This is a genomic window from Paenibacillus sp. FSL H3-0321 (assembly GCF_038002865.1).
In the GTDB taxonomy this organism is placed as follows: domain Bacteria; phylum Bacillota; class Bacilli; order Paenibacillales; family Paenibacillaceae; genus Paenibacillus_AQ.
In genome coordinates, this window is record NZ_JBBODH010000001.1 from 149,602 (window position 1) to 170,438 (window position 20,837).

A 20,837-nucleotide genomic window follows, 5' to 3' on the forward strand; every position below is an offset into this window, starting at 1 on the left:
GGAGAGATTATAAATGTATACAGTGAAAGAAGTAGCGGTGCTGCTGGATCTGACCGAACATACCGTCCGTTACTATTCAGATAAGGGATTAGTTCCAAATGTGCAGCGTGATAAAAACAACAACCGTCTTTTTGATGAAGAGTCCTTAAATTGGTTAACTGGTATAAAATATCTTAAACAATCCGGGATGTCATTAGGAGACATCAAGACCTATGTAGATCTGTGCCTGGTAGGGGATTCTACCATTCAAGAACGTTATCAGATCATTGTGAAATATAAAGCCGCTGCAATGGAACAGCTGGAAGAAGCGAAACGAAGAGCCAAATATATGGAAGACAAAGCAAACCACTATCATGACATTATTAAGCATTTGATACCGGATGACACGAATCCCGGGAAATGGAAGACGGTGGCATTATAAATCATTCATCATTTCATTAACGTAGCTGCTTTTCAGCGATTGGACTGCGGATTCCCTGTTTATTGAATAAGAAATTTTATAGATACAGGAGTATATCACGTTAAGGACGTATTCAAATGCTATTTGCGAGGAAAAGGTTCCGATCTTGGCATGTTTTACTTCGTCATTAGGCACTTGAATACAGAGCGTACTGAGTTTTGCCAGTTCACTTTGACTGGTAGCTGTGATGGTGATAAAAGGGATCTGTTCACGTCTGAAGTGCTGAGCAGCCCTTACATAAATCGGTGACTTTCCGTGGTAAGTCAAGAAAATCGCGCAATCCGCTTCCGTCAAATTAACAGTATGATACGCCCATTCGTACAGCTCAGTAGCGATCACTACATATTTGTTGATTTTAATCATTTTATTCTGAAAACTCTTCGCGCGGATTTGAGAATCGCCCAAGGCATAGATAAAGATCCTTTTGGCTTGGTCCAGCATCATGGCTGTTTGGGACAGCAAATCATCATCCATGTAGGCAAAGGTTTTGTCGATCGTTTCCTTCATCAATTCAGCGATTTCTTTCGCCACTTGAAGTGGAGATTCCTCATCACTAAACGGATAATTAGGGTCGACGCTGGAAATGTTCTGGGTATATTGCTGGAATTCCCGGGCAAGTTTAATGATGAACTCTTTAAATCCGGACAGCCCAAGTTTATGGGTTAAGCGATTGACCGCTGAATGCGACGTATAAGTAGCCTTTGCAAGCTCCTGAATATTTAAATGTAGTATGCTTTCTTTATGCATCAGAATATAGGCAGCGATACTTTTTTCGTTTGGTGTAAAGTTATGCATTTCCGATAATTGGGTCAATATTTTCAACAGATTCACTCCTATAAACATTTTGTTCAAAAAAAACCGGGATCTAACCAAGGAATTGGTGGAATGTACCGTTTTGCCGGCTGATCCTTTACGCTAGACTGAGTTCTTCTATAATAAATGAAAAAGACCTGAGGGGGAATTTATATGCTTACGATCGGATATATCGGGAATGGCAAAAGCACGAACCGTTATCATCTGCCTTTTTCATTAAACCGGGAAAATTTGAAGGTGAAGACGATCTACGCCCGTAACCCAGATAAAGGAGATTGGGAGAAGGCGCATGGCATCCTTTACACCGATGAACTTGAAATGTTAATGAACGATGAAGAGATTCAGTTGATTGTGATCTGTACACATATTGATTCGCATTATGCTTATGCCAAAATGGCGCTTGACCACGGGAAGAATGTGCTTGTCGAAAAACCATTTATGCCAACCAAAGAAGAAGCAGTGTCCATCTTCCAATACGCTAAAGAGAAAAATCTGGTACTCCAATGTTATCAGAATAGACGTTACGACTCGGACTTCCTCACGACCAAGAAGGTTATCGAATCAGGCAAACTGGGTGATTTGCTGGAGGTGGAGATGCATTACGATTATTATCGCCCGGAGACCCCGAATTCAGTTACGCATTACTCCAAAAATAACAGTTACTTATACGGACATGGAGTTCACACCATTGATCAGGTCTTAGCCTACTTTGGGGAACCGGAATATATACATTACGATGTTCGTCAACTGCTGGGAACCGGCAGGATGAATGATTACTTTGATCTGGATTTCTATTATTCTACACTCAAGGTATATGACGATATATATCAAGCTATCATGCAGGGCAAAGATAAGACAATAAAGGATGAAGAAACGATTGCCGTTATGGAGATCATCGAGAATGGGATAGAGGGGTGCAGCTAGAATGAAATTAGGAATCGTGGGAGCCGGCAACATAGTAATGGAGTTATTAAGTTTTGTTCGTGATATTCCTACTATTTCATTGCAGGCCATCTGTTCAAAACCTGACCATCAGGAAAAATTGCTGACCCTGCAAAGCCAATATGGAATCTCTCAGATCTTCTACAATTATGCTGAGATGCTTGAGAGTGATGAAGTGGATACGGTCTATATCGGGCTGCCCAATCATCTGCATTATTCCTATGCGAAAGAAGCTTTACTGAGAGGCAAGCATGTCATTTGTGAGAAGCCGTTCACATCCAATTTGGGTGAATTTCTGGAGTTGAAAGAGATTGCACTGCAGAGTGGATTAATACTGGTAGAAGCCATCACGAATCAATATTTAAAAAACTATCTAAGCATGAAGGAATTTCTGCCCAAGCTGGGTGAACTCAAAATCGTGGAATGCAACTATTCCCAATATTCCTCCCGCTATGATGCCTTCAAAGCAGGAGAGGTGCTGCCTGCCTTTAACCCGGAACTGTCCGGTGGAGCGTTGATGGATATCAATATTTATAATATTCATTTGGCGATAGGCCTCTTCGGAAGCCCGGAGAAGGTGGAGTACTTTGCGAACATGGAGCGTGGGATTGATACTTCAGGCATTCTGATGCTTGATTACGGTAAATTCAAATGTGTCTGCATAGGTTCAAAAGACAGCACAGCCCCTAGTGCGGTTAACATACAAGGCAATAAAGGATATATCCGCCTGACAGGCTCGACTAACAGTATAGATTGCTTTGATTATGTTCCCAATAAGGAGCAACCCATCCGGGTAGATCGTAAAGATCATCCCCACCGGATGTATGATGAATTCATCGCCTTTGAGCGTATGATAAATGAAATGGATATGGAAAAGGTTACGGATAGGCTCGAACATAGCGAGAGAGTCATGCGTGTGATTGAGCTTGCCAAGCTGTCTGCCAATCTTGTGTTTGGTCCGGACAGATCGAAGCAATAAATATAAAAAAGGGCCACTGACATATTCAGTGGTCCTTCTCTATGTTCACTCCCACCAATGCTTCATTTCTGTAATTCCAACATCCCACAGTTTAGCATTGCCGGAAACTATAATCGTAATTTCGTTGATTTTATCAAAGGGTATCTCCAGAGGTTCGGCTTCTTTACTATATTCATCATTGTATTGAGCCACCCTGTTCCCGTCTGCCATTACAGTGACCTCACCTTTGGAATCCCCATTGTCCTGAATGCCATAATAGGAATAGAACTTTACATCTATTTTGTTCCCCAGGATATAGGTGTACTTTTTATCTTTGTCGCCATCACTGCTATACAAGTTAAATTCAGGTTCAATTCTCTTGCCTGTTACAGTGAAAGTTGGAAGGTTCCCGGTCATAGGAATATTACCTGTAACTTCCTTCAGTTCATGTAGAGCTCGGATAGGGCCTCATATACCCATGAAAAAGTCAGTTTTGGAAAACGAAGCGGAATGGTTTCTGGAACAAGTATAAATGTGTATCCAGATTGACCCGTTGAATTAAAATGGTGTATAGAATGGTTCCTGCAGAGATGAACTTCCGCCATTTCGTATCCATGAAATATCTCCTTAATCTCATACTAAAACACACTTTGATGCACACGACTTAATATTATAATATTTATATTGATGGATGAAAACGAAGTGAGGAACCCATTCACCTTCTTTAATCGAATAGGGGTGACCCTCAGCCATAAATGACTGCTTGGGACACCCCTGTCGTTATCTACACATAATACCCTTATTTACTGCTCCATAAGGCTACACGGTCCTGAACGTATTTGGTATAGCCTTTTTCCATTTTCTCAACGCCGGCTTTATCCAGTTCAGCCATGTAGGCATCCCAGATTTTATCGAATTCGGCCGGTTTCGCCAGGATGGCCTGGGGAATGCGTTTCCAAGTAATATCCCTCATTTTGTTACCCAGAATGGAGACTTCATCTTCGCCCGGAATCGCGATATTCCATGCCGCTCCATAAGCTTTTTCCGTGAATTCTTCTTCTTTTGGGAACAAATCCTTCCAGGTGGCAGCCTTGTAAGCGGCCAAGGTTTCTTTTTCAACATCGCTGTAACCCAATACAAGCTGTTCCGGGAAATTTCTAGTGTAATAGTTGCCGGTTGAGTCCTTGGCGCCATCACCGTAGTGGACCATCATATTCCAGTAGAAGCCAAGTCCGGATTCTTTAGTGAACGCCGTATTGTCGTTGTTAATCCGGTCCTGAACTTCTGCAGGAATGACACGTTTGCCGTTTTCCACTACATAATGCTTGCCTTCAATTCCCCAGTTGTTCAGGATTTGCCCTTCGTCGGAAGCGAGGTAATCCAGGAACTTAATCGTACGGACCGGATCTGGATTCGTGCTGGAGATCGAGATGCCGTAACCACCCATAAAGCCGGTAGGCCAGAAGCTGGTTTCCTTATATTCTTTCGTCAGCGTTACCGGATAATGGCCATAGGTCTGATCGAATTTGCCTGCCGTCTTGAGTGCCTGCTGGGCGTCGTTGTAGTCCCAATCCTGGTCTATCAGGCCGAGCACCCGTCCGGTAGCTACTTTAGCTTTGTATTGGTCATACTTCTGGACGAAGCTTTCCTTATCGAGCAGGCCGATATCATTCATATGGTTCAGCCAGCGGAAATATTCTTTCTCCTCCGGACGGCGGAAGTGGTAGATGGCCTCATGTGTCTCCTGATCGACGTAATATTCCCCGTCATCCGAGCCGCCTGTCGTGGCAACCGCAGGGTTGGTGACGGAAATGTACATATGCCAGTCATCTGCGTTCAGGGAAACCCCAATGTTTTTGTTGCCGTTCTCATCGGTGGGATGCTTCTCCAGATAGGCTTTGATCACATTCTCATAATCGGCAACCGTTCTGATTTCCGGATATCCGGCTTCCTTCACCACACGGTGCTGCAGTTCGAACCCGCCCCCGGCCACGAATTTCTTCTCATCCACTGCTGCCCAGGTCGGAATGGCATAGATGGACTGGTCTTCATTGGTATACTTGGCCCGGGCGAGGTTGTCGCCGAGCACACGTTTGATGTTAGGCGCATATTTATCAATTAATTCGGTCAGATCGATCACCGCTCCGGCATCGACAAGCTTGCCGATATCCGCTTTGGCGGAAATAATATCCGGATATTCGCCGCCGGCTGCGATCAATGCGATTTTTTGCTGCGGGTCACCGACAGCAAATTCCGCATCGAGGGTGACGCCTGTTTTCTCTGTAAGTACTTTACTGACTTCGTCTTTCATATTGTTCCAGTTCGGATTCGGGTCCTCCGCGAAGAAGGAGAGGGTAAGCGGACTTAAATCTTCAGCCTTTGCCGTAGCCTCTGCGGTTTCGCTGCCGCCATTTGTAGCCTTAGTGCCTCCGGCATTCTCTGCCGTATTCTTGGTATTGTTCGAGCCGCCGCAGCCTGCCAGCACACTGAGGAGCAAGGTCAAGACCATCAGAACGACGTACGGTTTCGCTGTCTTTCTTGTCATGAATAGAAACCCTCCCTTTTTCTGGTCACAAAATGTATTGTATACACAGGCTAAGCCTGCCGATACCGAGACGGACTAGCTTTTTACCGAACCCAAAGTCATGCCTTTGACGAAATAGCGCTGCAGAAACGGATAGACGACCAGAATAGGTACAGTGACGACGATCGTGATCGCCATTTTGACCGATTCCGGGGAGATTTGCGCCATAACCTCTGTCATATTGCGGCCGCGGAAATTATCCGCATTGGTCGTCGTGCTCTGGATGACCTTCATCAGCTCAAACTGCAGGGTGGTCAGCTCATCCTTGGAACCGTTATAGAGGTAGGTATCTAACCAGGAATTCCACTGGCCGACAGCCAGGAACAGGGCGATGGTTGCCAGCGCCGGTTTGGTTAGCGGGAGAATAACCCGCCAGTAAATCGTGAAGTCGTTGGCCCCGTCCAGCTTAGCGGATTCCTGCAGGGCGTAAGGGAGGCCATCGATGAAGGAACGGATGACGAAGACATTAAATGCACTTACGAGACTGGGGAGGACATAAACACCGAAGGTGCCCATCATATGCAGATTTTTGATCAGGATGTAGACGGGGATCAGTCCGCCCGAGACGTACATAGTAAGCGCCAGAAATGTGGAGACGAATTTGCGGGCCTGAAAGTCCACCCGGCTCAGGGTGAAGGCCAGCATGGAGGCACTGACCAGCCCGAGGATCGTGCCGATGACCGTGCGCAGGATAGAAATTTTGAGTCCGGTCATCAGCCCGGAATAGGCAAAGATCGTCTCATAGTTCTTGAAGGTGAACACACGGGGGAAAACCGTAATCCCGCCTTTGATGCTGTCTGTGGAGTCATTGAAGGAAATCGCCAGCACATTCAAAAAAGGATATAACGTGGCTATAGTCACCACAGTAATCGCAACATAGACTACCAAATCAAAGATGCGGTCCGACCAAGAAGCGGCGGCCAGTTTTTTAATCAGCATAAAGGGCCTCCTATATGATGCTTTCCTTCGTTATTTTTTTGAAAATTCCATTGGCGACAAATAGCAGAATCACACTCACCACAGAGTTGAAGATGTTAATAGAAGTGCCGAAGGAGAAACGTCCCATGCCCAGCCCATAGTTCAGTGCATATAGATCCAATGTCTGCGAGAAGTCGCGCACCAGATTATTTCCTAGCAGGAACTGCTTCTCGAAGCCTATACTGATTAGATGCCCGATTGAAATAATAAGCAGTATAACGATTGTAGTCCGGATGCCGGGCAGTGTAATGTTTCGCACCTGCTGCAACCGGCTCGCACCATCCACCCTTGCAGCTTCATACAGCTCCGGGCCTATGCCTGAAATGGCTGCTAGATAGATAATCGTGTTCCAGCCCGTTTCCTTCCAGACATCCGAAGCCGTGACAATCCCCCAGAAGAAATGGCCTTTGGCCATAAATTGAATAGGTTCACTGATAAGATGAAGGCCCATCAGCAGATCGTTCACCGCACCGTTGTCGGTAGAGAGCATCTTGGTGATAATCCCGGCGGCAACTACCCAGGATACGAAGTGGGGAAGATAAGAGACCGTCTGTACGAAGCGTTTCAGAATTTGCAGCCGCAACTCATTCAGAAGGATGGCGAATATGATGGGAATGATGAATCCGGCAAGCAGGCCCATGACACTCATAGCGAGCGTATTGCGCAGCGCATTGAAGAATTGCTCATCCTGGAAAAGCTCTCTAAAGTACTGCAGACCCACCCATTTTTGCTCGAAAAAGGATTTGCCGGGTTTGTATTTTTGAAAGGCCATAGTCCATCCCCATAACGGCAGATAGTTAAATACAAATGCCCAGAGCACAAACGGGATGGCCATCATATAGAGATATTTCTGCTGTAGGAACGTTAGCCAAAAGCGTGAGGCAGGCTTCTTCGGCTCCGGCTTCACTTTGGTGGTAATCGCTTTCATTTATGTCCCTCCTTCGATATGGCATTATCATAAACTACAGGAAATCAGGGAAACACCCGAACATTTTCTATAAAAAACAGGGAGAAATCAGCTCTTTTCGTAAGCGTTTTCTGAAACTGCGTGCTCACACAGAGCTTCCTCTTCGGTAAACGGAAGGGGAAATGCCTTCAACTTTTTTGAACTTTTCCCGAAAATAATCCACATCGCTGAAGCCGACTTCGCTTGCGGCCTGATGGATTTTCCAGCCCTGATCCAGCAGCTCCTTGGCTTTCTCAATGCGGACCTTGTCCAGGTAGCTATTGAAGGAAAGGCCTGTACTGTTTTTGAAAAGCTTGCCCAGGTACGCGCTGCTGTAAGTAAACACATCCGCCAGCGTTTCGAGTTTTAAGTTCTCATTGTAATGGCGGTGAATAAGGTCTAGCATTCGCTTCATTAAGACGTCCATATCGTCTCGGGTAATTCCGCCTGCATGCTGCTCCAGCATAGTAGTGATGTAGCGATACAGCTGGGGCAGGGAGGTATGTTTATAGATTTGCTGGATTAGCTCATCCATCCGGTTGTGCTGCAAAGCCAGCTCACTGTATTGGAGCGAGAGTTTGTTGATCAAATGCGTGACCATTCGTACATAGCGTGATTTCACAGCCATCTCGGAGTAACTGGCGGCGATCATCAGTTCACCGGTTTCCTGGATTAAGGAAGGGAGTGCATCGAAGCTGCCGATTTCCATGGCGAAATACAGGCGCTCCACCACAGAATCAAGCCTGCATTCCACTTCCTCTGATCTGACCTTGAGTACTTTCTTCAGCTTCAGGGAATCCGGTCCAATCATACCTGACTCGTCGTAGAAAAAATGCTCCTTCATCCGTACCAGTGCGGATTGGCGGGAGACGGGAAGCTCCTCCAGGGTATCCACCATATCACCCGCGGTGATGATGCATTCAAGCCCATGAGCAGTTACGGCTTGCAGTATATTCTGGACCATTAATTTGCGTACAAGCTCCTTCTGATAAGAGGGCTGCAGCAGAACCCCCAAATAGGAGTCCAGCGAGAAGACAATCCCCCACGCCCGTTCATCAAAGCTTGCTGCAAGTTTGGCTTTAACGGCCGTTGAAGGCCCGTTGTCCGCATTATCCTGGAGGAGCAGCCGGATCAGGACTACCTGATAGGAATCCCATAGCAGTCCTGCTTCATGGATGGATTCCTCCATTGAAGGCAGCATCTGCAGGCTGTTCTCCATCAGCAGGGATTGAACAAGCATTTCGCGGCTCCACACCTTTGCGGCGGCATGATTCTTGCGATGGGCGCTCCGCGCATCCAGCTCTGCGGACAGTTTTGCCAGATATAACTGCAATTCCAATTCATCTACCGGCTTAAGTAAATAGTTATCAATGCCAAAAGCCAGCGCACGCTTAGCATAGTCGAAATCGGCATAACCGCTGAGGATAATGATGTGCATCTCCGGATCGTTTTCCCGCAGCTCTTTAATAAGCTCCAGACCGTCTCTGCCGGGCATCCGGATATCTACAATCATTAGATCAGGACTATAGAGTTCATATTTATACTTGGCTTCTATGGCGTTCGCCGCTGTATCTATAATCTGATATCCACAGCTCTCCCAGTCCAGCAGAGCAGTAAGTCCCTCACGGATTGCCAGCTCATCATCCACAATCAACACACTATACATAAGAATCGCTCCTCAGGGGGATGGCAAAGCTGATCTGCGTTCCGAATCCGGTTTGACTGGTCAGGGTAAGTCCGCATTCCGGGCCGTAGGTTAACTGAAGCCGCAAATGAATATTGCGCATCCCGATATTATTGGTTTCATAGTCATCCTTGTTCTCCAGCATCTGCTGGATTTCTTGCATCCGTTCTTTGGAAATACCTATGCCATTGTCGGATACCTGCACCTTGAGCTGTTTGTCTTCTATGCGGATATCCACCCGGACCATACCGCCGTCAATCCGGTTCTCCAGCCCGTGGATCACACAATTCTCCACCAGGGGCTGAATGATCAGCGGCGGAATCTGAATACTGTGAGCCTTGGGGTCTACTTGAAGCTCATAGGCTAGCCTATCATCATAGCGGAATTTCTGAATGACCAGGTAGCAGTTTACGGTCTCCAGCTCACTGTGCAGACTGATCATCCCATTGCCGACCTCCAGGTTTTTGCGCATCATTTTACCGAGCAGCCGCACGACCTGGGATATATCAGACTGGCCCCTGACTAGAGCTTTCATACGGATGGATTCCAGAGCATTGAACAGAAAATGGGGGTTGATCTGGCTGGCCATCATTTTGAATTTAATCTCATTCTGCTTCAGCTCGATTGCATTCTTTTGCCGGTTGGATTCCTGTACCTCGCTCATGAGGTCGTTAATATTCCGCACCATATGATTGAACTGTCTCGCCAGCTGGCCGATTTCATCTTTTCCGTCAATTACCAGCGTAGCACCCAGATTACCGGAAGCGACCTTGGAAATATGCTTGCTTAAGCGCAGCATCCGTCCGGTGAGTACCCGGGAGAAATAATAGATAAGCAGAATAGCCATCAGTAATGCAAAAATTATGACAGAGGAAGCCAGTGAGATAATCCGGTTGGGTTCGCTCACGATACTTTCAACGGAAAAAATGGAGATGATGCGCAAACTGTTCAGGCTTCCCCCTGGATGCCAATCATCAATCAGCATTTTAAAAGGGTTGCCATCAATCGTTATATCATAGGGACCTTGTCCAGCGGTGGCGGCAGATACAGGGCTGAAGTTAATATCAACCAGCGATTTGCCCAGTGTATCTGCACGGTTGGAGGCTACTATATTGTCGTTCTCATCTACTAGTATGGTTTCAAAAGTCTCCTGATTCAGGATGGCATTAAGTTCGTCAGTATTCACATTTACAACTAAAACTCCGGCGGTACGCTGCTTCAGAAAATCTACTTTGCGGATCAGACTGAGATAATATTGGCCGTTGCGGTTGTCACGGATATAATTCCAGCAGACCAGGCCTTTCTTGGCGATAGCGGTTTGATACCACTGCTCTTGTGTGACCGTCTCATCCGCCTGCAGAAACTCCCAGTTGTCAAGAATTGTGGGATTATTGATATACAGGCGGATGCTGGAGATCTCTTTGTACAGGCGGATAAAATCACGAAAGTCAGGATAGTCCCAATAAGCCTTCACAACATCATAGACCGACTCGTACCGGTGGTTGGCAGCTTCCTCCAGTCGGCTGTCATTGGACAGCCGGTAAGCAATGTCGAGCGGGACGCCCAGCAGTTCACCGGTCCGTTTTTTCACCCGGTCCACATTGGCTGTAATTTGCTCCAGAGCATTGCCCATCGCCATATTCCGCAGTTCACTCGTCAGAAATACCCCAACAATCAACACCGGAATTAAGGCAACACAGCCAAAAGACAAGAACAGCTTCGTCCTGAGCCGCAGATTGTTCATTAGGGTGATGATACGGGCATACACAGAAACAAACACCTCCATAGAAATAGTAATAACGCTTACAATTATTAAGAGTATCGTTAAACTACCATCCATTAAATGCAATATAATATGCATTTATTGTCTCGTGAAAGAACCACTATATAGATTGAACTTTAGAATATACATTTAGGGAAAAGTGCGGAGGGGAATTTTGGAACTGTAGGAGCGATAGCGTCCGCCTGAAAGCTTTCCGCAGGAAAGCTAGCTTCGGAAGCATGGGCAAGGTTTGGATTTCTACCGCGATTCGCGGCTAAATTCAGGAAATCCAAACCTAACAGCGGCCGGAAGTCCAAACATTCTCTGTAGTCACGGCAAATCCCAAAACAGAAGAATTATAAGTTCAATATAAATAGCTAAAGAAGAAGCTGAGAAGTAAAATGGGCGAAGCAGGAAACAGCTATGTTCAAGGAGAAAGTAATGGAGAACCAAAGATCAGGAGCAACAATATAGGGTTGCATAGATTACCATGATTAGGAGTGAGATTGTTGCAGACAAAGATTAGCCTTGAAGGCGAGTGGGAATTGCAATTAGATAAGGAGAAACAGGGGCTACAGCTGCCTTTTTCTGATGTCATTACCTTGCCGGGAACGACATCACATGCCCGTAAGGGACCGAAGAACGAAGAGGTTCTGGTCAGCGCTCTGACAGATGAATATCTGTTCGAAGGGTCGGCTTGGTATTCGAAGGAAGTAGTCATTCCAGAAGAACTCGCAGGAAAGACTTGTTTCTTATATTTGGAACGAACGAGACTTACGACGCTCTGGCTGAACGGTCAAGAGATTGGCAGCCGTGATAGCCTGAACACCGCGCATGTATATGATTTGACAGGGAAGCTTCAGTCTGGCAGTCAGACACTCACCGTCCGGGTCGACAATACTGGATATCCGACCAAAGGCGGACATATGACTTCACCGGACACTCAGACCAACTGGAACGGAATCACCGGACGCATCGAGCTTCAGTTCTACGGCAAGTCCTATTTGAGCGGAATTCGGCTCGATCCGAATCTGTCCGAATGTTCTGTCCGAATCACAGGAACACTGGAAGGAACGGCTGTAATAACGATTGCCGTATCAGCTTCCAGTTTTAATAGCCAGACAGCCCATTCGGTGACTGAGCAGGAATTCACAATCTCGCCGGGGAACTTTACGATCGACTACATGTTAGGTTTGGATGCGCTTCCTTGGAGTGAAAATGCACCTAATCTCTATAACCTTAACATCCTCCTGAAGGATGGAGAAGGCGAAACCGGCGAATTACATGAGTCGTTCTTCGGCTTGAGGGAGTTCAAGGCGGACGGCGATAAATTCACGATCAACGGGGAGAAGACCTTTCTCCGCGGCAAACATGACGGGCTGATCTTCCCATTGACCGGATATGCCCCGACTGACGTAGAGGAATGGCTTAGAATTCTGGGAATTTCCAAATCTTACGGTATCAACCATTACCGGTTCCACACCTGCTGTCCGCCGGAAGCGGCTTTTACCGCTGCCGATATGCTCGGGATCTATATGGAGCCGGAGCTGCCGTTCTGGGGAACGATTACGGAACCAACCGACGAGGGTCATAACCAGGCGGAACAAGACTATCTGGTCAGCGAAGGATATGAAATTCTGAAAGCGTTCGGCAATCATCCGTCCTTCGTGATGATGTCGCTCGGCAACGAGCTGTGGGGCAGCAGAACCAAGATCGATTCCATTCTCAAAGACTATAAAGCATTCGACGACAGACCCCTGTATACTCAAGGCTCGAACAACCACCAATGGGTACCGGAAATTCTGGAGCATGAAGATTTCTTCTGCGGGGTGCGTTTCTCGAAGGATCGTCTGTTCAGAGGCTCTTATGCGATGTGCGACGCACCACTCGGTCATGTCCAGACCGCGCTGCCGGGTACGATGAAGGATTATGACGACCAGTTCGTTCCTCCGTCCCTGCAGAGCGGGGAGGTAGCAAAAGCGGGAGGTACTGTCCAAATTCAGTATGGTACCGAAGCCAAAACGGTGCAGGTCGGAGACACGTCCGGGGAATGGATTCCGCATATTCCTGTTATCTCGCATGAGATCGGGCAATACGCGACCTATCCAAATTATGAAGAAATCGGCAAATATACAGGACCGCTCAAAGCTGGAAATTTCAAAATATTCCAAGAACGGCTGGAAAGCAATGGTCTGGGGCATCTCGCGGGCAAATTTTTCGAGGCTTCTGGGCAGCTGGCGGCTGCTTGTTACAAAGAAGAGCTTGAGGCCGCTTTCCGCACCCGGAGACTTGCCGGATTCCAGCTGCTGGATCTGCAGGATTTCAGCGGACAGGGAACCGCCTTGGTCGGTATCCTCGATGCATTTATGGACTCCAAAGGAATGATTACACCAGAGGAATGGCGCACCTTCTGCAGCGATGCAGTCCTGTTGGCAAGATTCCCGAAATACAATTACGTCTCCGGAGAAGTCTTTAGTGCCAGCGTCGAGCTGAGCTGGTTCCGGTCCGGAACACCAGAATCTCTTGTACTGCAATGGGAGTTGACCGCAGACGGCGGAACGCTGGGCGAAGGCTCAAGTGAAGTTAACATCCCGGCGGGTTCGAATTACATCGATATTTGCCAGCTGGCCATTGATCTTCCTGCCGTCCAGAAGATGACCAAAGCTGTACTTACTCTGAGAATCACCGGATCAGATATCCGTAAATCCTACGACCTGTGGGTATATCCAGAGAAAAGCGGTTCCGGGCTGGATAACATCCACATTTTCGAAGAGCTTTCCGATGAGGCGCTTGCGCTGCTGGAGCAAGGTGACAACGTGCTGCTTATGCCGAAACCTGAGTCTCTTCATAACGCTGTTGAAGGCTTCTATTGTACGGATTTCTGGTGTTACCCTATGTTCCGCTCCATCTCTGAGAGCATGAACCGCCCGGTACCTGTTGGTACCATGGGGCTTCTGATCGACAACAGCCATCCTGTGTTCCGTGATTTCCCGTGCGAACAATATTCCACGTACCCTTGGTGGAGTATCATCGAGAACTCAAAATCAATTATCCTGGATGGAACCGACCGGGAGTGGAGCCCAATTGTGCAGACAATCGACAACTTTGAGCGTAATCATAAGCTGGGGTTCCTCTTTGAGTGCCGAGTGGGGGCGGGCAATCTGTTGGTCTGCGCCCTCGACGCCAGTAAAGCAGGTGAAACGCCGGAAGGAAGACATTTCCTGTCCAGCGTAGCCGGTTATATGGCATCCAGCGAATTCAAGCCGCAGTACACAGCTAGCGTTTCAGAGCTGCACAAGCTTATTCAATAAGCATCAGGGCCAGTTTGATTTAAATAGATCTTAAGTTCAAATTTTGCAGGGAGCCGAAGTAATATCGGCTTCCTGTTTTTTTAGATAAACAGAAGTAGAAAAAGGAGAGACTTTGATAGGTAGATCACTCAAGCATATTGAAAAATAGATATCGAATAACAACCTCGCAGAGCAGGCTTTTTTTGCCTGTTAGTGCTCATAAAAATAAATTGTCAAAATCATGCTTTATTTGGGAGTATTTTGTTGTAGATTTGTCATTATTTAGTTATAATTCTATTAATCATCAATGAGTAACGACGTCAATCTAGCAACATGAAAGGATGAACAGAGTGGCACTGGAATCGCATCATCTGCAGCTCGAGTATGAATTCTTAAAGGCTCTGAGGAATGCTGAAGTTCCGCTTGGAGCCAGCACTCTGGTTCATACGCTGGGGAAGAAATATGAACTCAGCCAGGCAACCATCGGACGCAAGCTGATGGAATTTGATTTCGAGGGCTATACCGTTCTGGAAGGCCGCAAAGGGCGTATTCTGACGGAAAAAGGAACAAGGCGCATTGCATATTTGGAGAAAGAGCTGCACCAGAAAAATGTAAATCACCAATTTCTGCAGCTATTGAATAATTCAGGAGAGTCTGCACTCGTGGATGTGCTTGTGGCCAGACGGGCGCTTGAGCGGGAAATTGCCGCACTGGCTGCACAGCGGGCTACAAAGGAAGAAATTAGTCTGCTAGAGGCTTCTATTGCCAGTCAGAACGAGCTGTTATCACAAAATATCATTCCCTATGAAGAAGACCGTGAATTTCATACTTTACTAGCGCTTACGGCGCGTAATCAGGTATTGCTCCATGCGGCTCAGCTGGTATGGCAAACCGGCAGGGACTTCCTGGAGACCGCCTATATTCGCCGCACGGTGGGCAGCGAGCTTGTGGTTGATCACCGTAAAATTCTGGATGCCGTTGCTGCGGGATCACCTGAGCAGGCGGAAGCGGCAATGGTTATGCATATCAATCAAATGATAGAGGATGTCAAACGTTATTACGCTATCCAAAATCAGGAACAGCGCAATTCGTAAATGCTTTGAATAAAGGAGTGGAAATTGTGGAGATCCATTACCGCTTAGGCATAGATATCGGCGGAACCTTTACGGATGCCATTGTTACAGACGGGCAGGGTCAGATTGTCGCGGCGCTCAAAATACCCTCGATAGCCGATGCTCCCGAACAGGCGATATTCCAGGCATTAGACCAGCTGCAGTCGAAGGGAGTGGACACCCGTAAAATTGAACTCTTCGTGCATGGTACTACGCTTGGCGTAAACACGCTGATCGAACGCAGTGGTGCAGTTACCGGGCTGCTCGTGACCAAAGGTTTCCGGGATGTACTCGAAATACGCCGCTTGCGGCTTGAGAATACAACCAACCTCTATGGGGATAAAACGCTGCCGCTTGTCCCGCGCCAGCTTGTAAAAGAAATCGATGAACGTCAGCTCGCAGACAGCAGAGTGCTCACCCCACTGGACCCGCAACAACTGCTCCAGGCAGTGGATGAATTGGTGCTGGAAGGGGTTACGGCGCTGGCCATCAGCTTCCTGCATTCTTATGCCAATGCCGGTCATGAGCAGCTGGCCGAACAGTTGATCCGTGAGCGTTATCCGCAGCTGTTCATCTGTAGAAGCAGTGCAATCTGGCCGCAGCAGCGAGAGTTCGAGCGGACGCTGGCCACAGTGATGAATGCTTATGTAGGCGAACGGATGGGGTCTTATTTCAAGCGTCTGCAAGATGGAATCGGACCCTACGGCGTATCGGCGACGCTGCTGTCCACCATGTCAAACGGTGGTATGATGACCGCTGCCCGCGCTGCAGCCGAGCCAGTAAGGACGCTCCTGTCCGGTCCTGCTTCGGGTGTGATTGGCGCAACCTTTATCGCGGAGCAGGCAGGGATTAGCCAGGTGGTAACCTTCGACATGGGCGGGACAAGCGTAGATGTCGCCTTAATCGACAAGGAGCCCGCCTACTCCACAGAGAACCGTGTGGGGGATTTCCCGGTCATTATTCCGGCGGTAGATGTGACCGCCATTGGAGCGGGCGGAGGCTCGATCGCCTGGGTTGATTCGGTCGGGGTATTGAAGGTAGGGCCGCGCAGTGCAGGCGCCAAGCCGGGACCGGCGTGCTACAACCGCGGCGGCGGGCAGGCTACAACCACTGATGCCTATTTGCATTTGGGTATTCTGCAGGCTGACCGCTTTCTCGGCGGCCAGATGCAGCTGTTCCCTGAACTGGCTGAACAGGCGCTTACGATTTTGGGTGACCAGCTCGGGCTGACTGCCAAGCAGACGGCGCAGGCCATTCTGGATGTAGCCACCGCGAATATGTATGCCCAATTCTCACCGCTGATGGCGCGAAAAGGAGTCGATCCCCGTGACTTCACTCTGCTTGCCTATGGCGGGGCGGGCCCGATGCATGCTTTTCTGATGGCGCGTGAAGTTGGCATCCGCCGGGTGCTGATTCCACCTTCTCCTGGAACGCTTTGTGCTCTGGGCTGCACGGTTGCCAATTTGCGCAACGACTTTGTCTTCACACTCCACAAGCACAGCCGTGGACTGGATGCCGGAGAACTTCAGACACATTTCTTTTCGCTTGAGCAGCAAGGACGCCGCTGGATCGAGGATGAGGCCAAGGGTGGAGTAAACCTGGGAGGTACATACGTCATATACAGCGCGGATATGCGATATGAAGGACAGGCATTTGATCTGGAGGTTACCCTCTCAGATTCTGATATTTCTGACCCGAAAGAAGCGGAGATTAGATTCCACCGCAAGTATGAATCCGTGTTCGGAATCAGCCAGCCGGAGGCGGAAGTCATGTTCGTCAATCTGCGGGCAAGCATCGTAGGGCTTCTGCCGAGCAAGATTAGGGCAGTTTCTCCGCAGGTAGCAGGCAGTGGAAAACCTGTGGAGACCCGGGGAATCACGTTTGACGGATTGGATTACCAGGCTAAGGTACTTAACCGTGAGCATCTGAACACAGATACGAGAATCTCCGGTCCGGCTATCCTTGAGGAATATGATACGACGGTCTTTATACCTCCCGGCTACACGATACACGGAGATGCTAACGGAAATATTATCGGGGAGGCAGATCTATGATTACGGATAAAGTCTTTCTCGAAATTTTCAACAACCGGATTCAGGCTGCAGTAGAGGAAATGGCCAATGTCGTGCTGCGCACCGGTTTTACCGCTTTTGTCAAAGAGACGGGTGATTTCGGAACCTACCTGTTATCGCCGGAAGGCGAGACGTTCGGCTCTCCGCTGGATACGGGATACAACCTCTCCCTGGGAATTCCTGCGGCTACCGCCATCCAGGCAATACACCATTGGAAGGAAGGTGACATAGTCATCTGCAACGACCCCTATACAACTGGGGGGATGGTTACCCATCTGCCGGATATTCACCTGATTAAGCCTTATTTCCATGACGGCAGGATCATTGCTTTTGGGCTTTGCTTCGTACATTCTTCGGATGTCGGCGGAAAGGTTCCGGGCAGCGTATCGCCAAGCGCTTATGACATACATATGGAAGGCATCCGGATTGCGCCGGTCAAGCTGTATGAGGCAGGCTGTATGAATGAGCAGGTGCTCCGGCTGCTGCTGGACAACAGCCGGATCCCTGAGCAGAATCTTGGCGATCTCAAGGCGCTTATGGCTGCGCTGAACAGAGGGGAGCAGCGGCTGAAGGAACTCATCGGCAGATATGGTGCGGAGCAGGTGGAGCAAGGCATTGAGAATCTGCTGAAGTATGCGGAGCTTAAAGCCCGGACGATCATTCAGGATATTCCCGACGGCTCCTATGACTTCTGGGACTATCTGGAGAAGGGTCCCGGCGGCTATCCGATCCGGCTACGCTGCCGCATGACAATTACCGGTACGGATATCTATCTGGATTTTAGCGGAACCGACCCGCAGGTTAGAGCTTCGTTTAATATTCCGACGCATAACCAGCAAGGGCACTATATGCTTGTGCCGGCGTTGATCCGCTACTTCCGGACACTTGATCCGGCCATTCCATGGAATTCCGGGATGGTGCGGATGGTGCGCAACTACGCGCCTCCGGCATCGGTGCTCAATCCGGAGCCGATGGCGGCGGTAGGAGCGAGAGCGGCGACCTTTATCCGGGTGATGGATGTCATTACGGGGGCGCTCAGCCAGGCGCAGAGCAGCAAGGTGCCGGCTGCTGGAGCAGGTCAAGCCTGCATTGTGATGATGGCAATGACCGATGCTTCCGACGGCAAGAGCAAAGTCGGTGTAATTCAGCCGATCTGCGGCGGATCGGGGGCAAGACCGATGAAGGACGGGATCGACGGGATGGATTTCGCCGTAGGCCATTTGCGGAATATCCCGGCTGAAACGGTTGAGGCGGAGATGCCTGTACTGATTGAACGTTACGGCTTAAGGGCGGATTCAGCCGGAGCCGGTAAATTCAGAGGCGGCTCCGGCATTGACCTGCGCGTCAGGATTCTCAGTCCGGATACCGTGATGACCGCAAGAAATATGGAACGGATGGAATTCCAGCCCTGGGGCCGCTTGGGAGGTGGTGTAGGTAATCATGGAGAAGCGATATTTAATGAAGGCCGGCCAGATGAACGTAACCTTGGCCGGATTGATGAGCTTTTGCTACAACCGGGAGATACCGTGACTTTTCTGTCCCAGGGCGGCGGCGGATATGGAGATCCTTATGAACGGGACCCTGCATTCGTACGGGATGATGTGCAGAAAGGACTTTTGTCGGAAGATCAGGCGCATGAACAATACGGCGTAGTGCTAAATTCAAATGGCAAAACCATTGATGAAGCATCCACTAAGCTGCTGCGTAATGGCCGCAGTAAGAATGGGGAAGCTTTCATCTTCGGGGAAGCCCGGACTGCGTTTGAAACGGTGTGGACGGATAAAATGCAGCTCGCCGTGAATGCTGCCCTAAGCAGCTATCCGCTGGCACTCCGGGATTATTTGAAGAGACAGACGATGGCAGAAGCTGAGTCCAGAGTTGCTGCGGGCCATCCAGTTTCGGCTTCAGCAGTACCAGAGATCATGGAAGAATTGCGCAGGGGAATAGGGCTGCGCTAATGACAACAGCGGCTATGACCGGAAGGCGGCAAAATTAGGAATTATATTAAATAACCTGAAGGAGAGAACCGAATGAGTACTCAAAAACCTAAACGCTCTTATATCTTACCGGCAATGTCGCTTGCCATGATTGTGGCACTATCAGCTTGTGGAGGGGGAAACGACGCGAATAACGCTACCGGAAACAATGTTGCTGAAAACAATGCTGCCGGGAAATCGGAAGATTCGCCAGCAGCCGGCAGTGGTGAAAAGGTCAAGCTGACGATGTTTATCTGGGCCGGCTCCAATCAGGATGTGGTTCCTAAGGAAGTCGTAGCAGAGTATGTGAAGAACCATCCCAACGTTGAGGTGACCTTTGAAGAATCCTCCAATGCTGTAATGTATCCGAAAATGCTGGCAGGCAAGCAGGCTGACCCGAACAATCCAATTGTAAACTTCGGTTATTTCAACGCAGATGCTTCAGCAAAAGGCATCAATGACGATATGTGGGAGCCGCTTGATCCGGCCATTGTCACCCATATGAAGGACATTCCCGAAGCTTTCCATACCGCTGACAACAAGGGCATCGTCTGGGGCGTGTCGAGCTTTGCGCTGGTTTACAACAAAGATCTGGTAAAAACACCGCCAACAAGCTGGAACGACCTGTGGGGAAGCGAGGAGTTCAAAGGAAAAACCGCATTGTGGGATTACATGTTCTATTCTTATCTGTCCCCGCTTCTGGCTGTAAAAGGGGAAGAACTCGGCGCATCCTACGAGAATCCAGAGCCGGCCTTCCAGTTCTGGGCGGATAACAGCGATCAGATCGGCACACTGGTTACCTCAAACGACCAGCTAAAGGGTCTGCTCGATTCGGGCGACGCCCTGATTGCTCCGTTCAGCTCACAAGTAGCACAGACTTGGATTGACGGCGGCTCGCCGCTGGCCGTAGCTTATCCTAAGGAAGGTGCGATTTCCTTCCCTTATTCGCTGCAGGTTGTCAAAGGTTCTACGCCGGAGCAGGCAAAAGTGGCCAACGAGATCATTAACGAGCTGCTTAGCGCAGATTCGCTGTCCCGTTATGCTGAGGCGACCGGAACTCCAGTGACGAGCACGGCAGCAGTCATCCCTGATAAATATAAGGATGATCCATCCTTCTCCGTTGAGGAGCAGAGTAAGGGAATGAATCCCGACTGGGATACGCTGGCCAAGAACAGCTCGGCCTGGAAGGAACTGTGGGACCGTCTGGTCAAAACAAAATTATAAACCGGCTGCTGGCAGCAACCGAAGAGATGGGAGTTG

Annotated in this window: 16 protein-coding genes; 8 read left to right on the forward strand and 8 right to left on the reverse strand. The window is 48.8% G+C overall.

From position 1 onward, the window contains the following. Nucleotides 1-13: 13 nt before the first annotated feature. Nucleotides 14-421, forward strand: coding sequence for a MerR family transcriptional regulator (locus tag MHI45_RS00630; protein WP_076111903.1), 408 nt, complete (start codon nucleotides 14-16; stop codon nucleotides 419-421). On the opposite strand, the gene MHI45_RS00635 is transcribed toward MHI45_RS00630, so the two are convergent. Continuing rightward, on the reverse strand, nucleotides 416-1,282 hold the full coding sequence (locus MHI45_RS00635) for a MurR/RpiR family transcriptional regulator (protein WP_076111901.1): 867 nt from the start codon (nucleotides 1,280-1,282) through the stop codon (nucleotides 416-418). The genes MHI45_RS00630 and MHI45_RS00635 overlap by 6 nt on opposite strands. A 144-nt stretch (nucleotides 1,283-1,426) precedes the next feature. On the opposite strand from MHI45_RS00635, the gene MHI45_RS00640 reads away from it, so the two are divergent. Next, nucleotides 1,427-2,197, forward strand: a complete 771-nt coding sequence (locus MHI45_RS00640; RefSeq protein WP_076111899.1) for a Gfo/Idh/MocA family oxidoreductase — start codon at nucleotides 1,427-1,429, stop codon at nucleotides 2,195-2,197. A 1-nt stretch (nucleotide 2,198) separates the two neighbouring features. After that, nucleotides 2,199-3,194, forward strand: a complete 996-nt coding sequence (locus MHI45_RS00645) for a Gfo/Idh/MocA family protein (protein WP_076111897.1) — start codon at nucleotides 2,199-2,201, stop codon at nucleotides 3,192-3,194. Nucleotides 3,195-3,239: 45 nt separating this feature from the next. Here the strand turns inward: MHI45_RS00645 and MHI45_RS00650 are convergent, their stop codons facing one another. The 7 genes from MHI45_RS00650 to MHI45_RS00680 form a co-directional block, all read right to left on the reverse strand. Beyond that, a complete protein-coding gene (locus MHI45_RS00650; RefSeq protein WP_076111895.1) occupies nucleotides 3,240-3,590 on the reverse strand; it encodes a hypothetical protein in 351 nt (116 codons plus the stop codon). Between the two features lie 70 nt (nucleotides 3,591-3,660). After that, nucleotides 3,661-3,789, reverse strand: coding sequence for a hypothetical protein (locus tag MHI45_RS00655; RefSeq protein ID WP_341118803.1), 129 nt, complete (start codon nucleotides 3,787-3,789; stop codon nucleotides 3,661-3,663). 183 nt (nucleotides 3,790-3,972) lie between these two features. Next, nucleotides 3,973-5,718, reverse strand: a complete 1,746-nt coding sequence (locus MHI45_RS00660) for an ABC transporter substrate-binding protein (RefSeq protein ID WP_076111894.1) — start codon at nucleotides 5,716-5,718, stop codon at nucleotides 3,973-3,975. A 75-nt stretch (nucleotides 5,719-5,793) separates the two neighbouring features. Further along, nucleotides 5,794-6,696, reverse strand: coding sequence for a carbohydrate ABC transporter permease (locus tag MHI45_RS00665; protein ID WP_076111892.1), 903 nt, complete (start codon nucleotides 6,694-6,696; stop codon nucleotides 5,794-5,796). A gap of 10 nt (nucleotides 6,697-6,706) precedes the next feature. Next, nucleotides 6,707-7,663, reverse strand: a complete 957-nt coding sequence (locus tag MHI45_RS00670) for an ABC transporter permease (protein ID WP_340898320.1) — start codon at nucleotides 7,661-7,663, stop codon at nucleotides 6,707-6,709. A 124-nt stretch (nucleotides 7,664-7,787) separates the two neighbouring features. Next, nucleotides 7,788-9,347 (reverse strand): response regulator transcription factor, encoded by a 1,560-nt coding sequence (locus MHI45_RS00675; protein WP_341118804.1) that lies wholly within the window; start codon nucleotides 9,345-9,347, stop codon nucleotides 7,788-7,790. Next, nucleotides 9,340-11,133 (reverse strand): sensor histidine kinase, encoded by a 1,794-nt coding sequence (locus MHI45_RS00680; protein WP_341118805.1) that lies wholly within the window; start codon nucleotides 11,131-11,133, stop codon nucleotides 9,340-9,342. Before MHI45_RS00680 ends, MHI45_RS00675 begins: the two co-directional genes overlap by 8 nt. 494 nt (nucleotides 11,134-11,627) lie before the next feature. Between MHI45_RS00680 and MHI45_RS00685 the strand changes: the two genes are divergently transcribed. The 5 genes from MHI45_RS00685 (at nucleotide 11,628) to MHI45_RS00705 (ending at nucleotide 20,801) form a co-directional block, all read left to right on the forward strand. Continuing rightward, nucleotides 11,628-14,438: a sugar-binding domain-containing protein gene (locus MHI45_RS00685; RefSeq protein WP_341118806.1), complete on the forward strand. Its 2,811-nt coding sequence runs from the start codon at nucleotides 11,628-11,630 to the stop codon at nucleotides 14,436-14,438. A 329-nt stretch (nucleotides 14,439-14,767) separates the two neighbouring features. Continuing rightward, nucleotides 14,768-15,511: an FCD domain-containing protein gene (locus MHI45_RS00690; protein ID WP_340898315.1), complete on the forward strand. Its 744-nt coding sequence runs from the start codon at nucleotides 14,768-14,770 to the stop codon at nucleotides 15,509-15,511. 26 nt (nucleotides 15,512-15,537) lie between these two features. Beyond that, nucleotides 15,538-17,583: a hydantoinase/oxoprolinase family protein gene (locus MHI45_RS00695; RefSeq protein WP_341118807.1), complete on the forward strand. Its 2,046-nt coding sequence runs from the start codon at nucleotides 15,538-15,540 to the stop codon at nucleotides 17,581-17,583. Next, nucleotides 17,580-19,559, forward strand: a complete 1,980-nt coding sequence (locus MHI45_RS00700; RefSeq protein ID WP_341118808.1) for a hydantoinase B/oxoprolinase family protein — start codon at nucleotides 17,580-17,582, stop codon at nucleotides 19,557-19,559. The genes MHI45_RS00695 and MHI45_RS00700 overlap by 4 nt, the downstream gene beginning before the upstream one ends. Before the next feature lie 72 nt (nucleotides 19,560-19,631). Continuing rightward, entirely contained in the window at nucleotides 19,632-20,801 is a 1,170-nt protein-coding gene (locus tag MHI45_RS00705; RefSeq protein ID WP_341118810.1) for an ABC transporter substrate-binding protein, read from the forward strand. Nucleotides 20,802-20,837 lie beyond the last annotated feature (36 nt).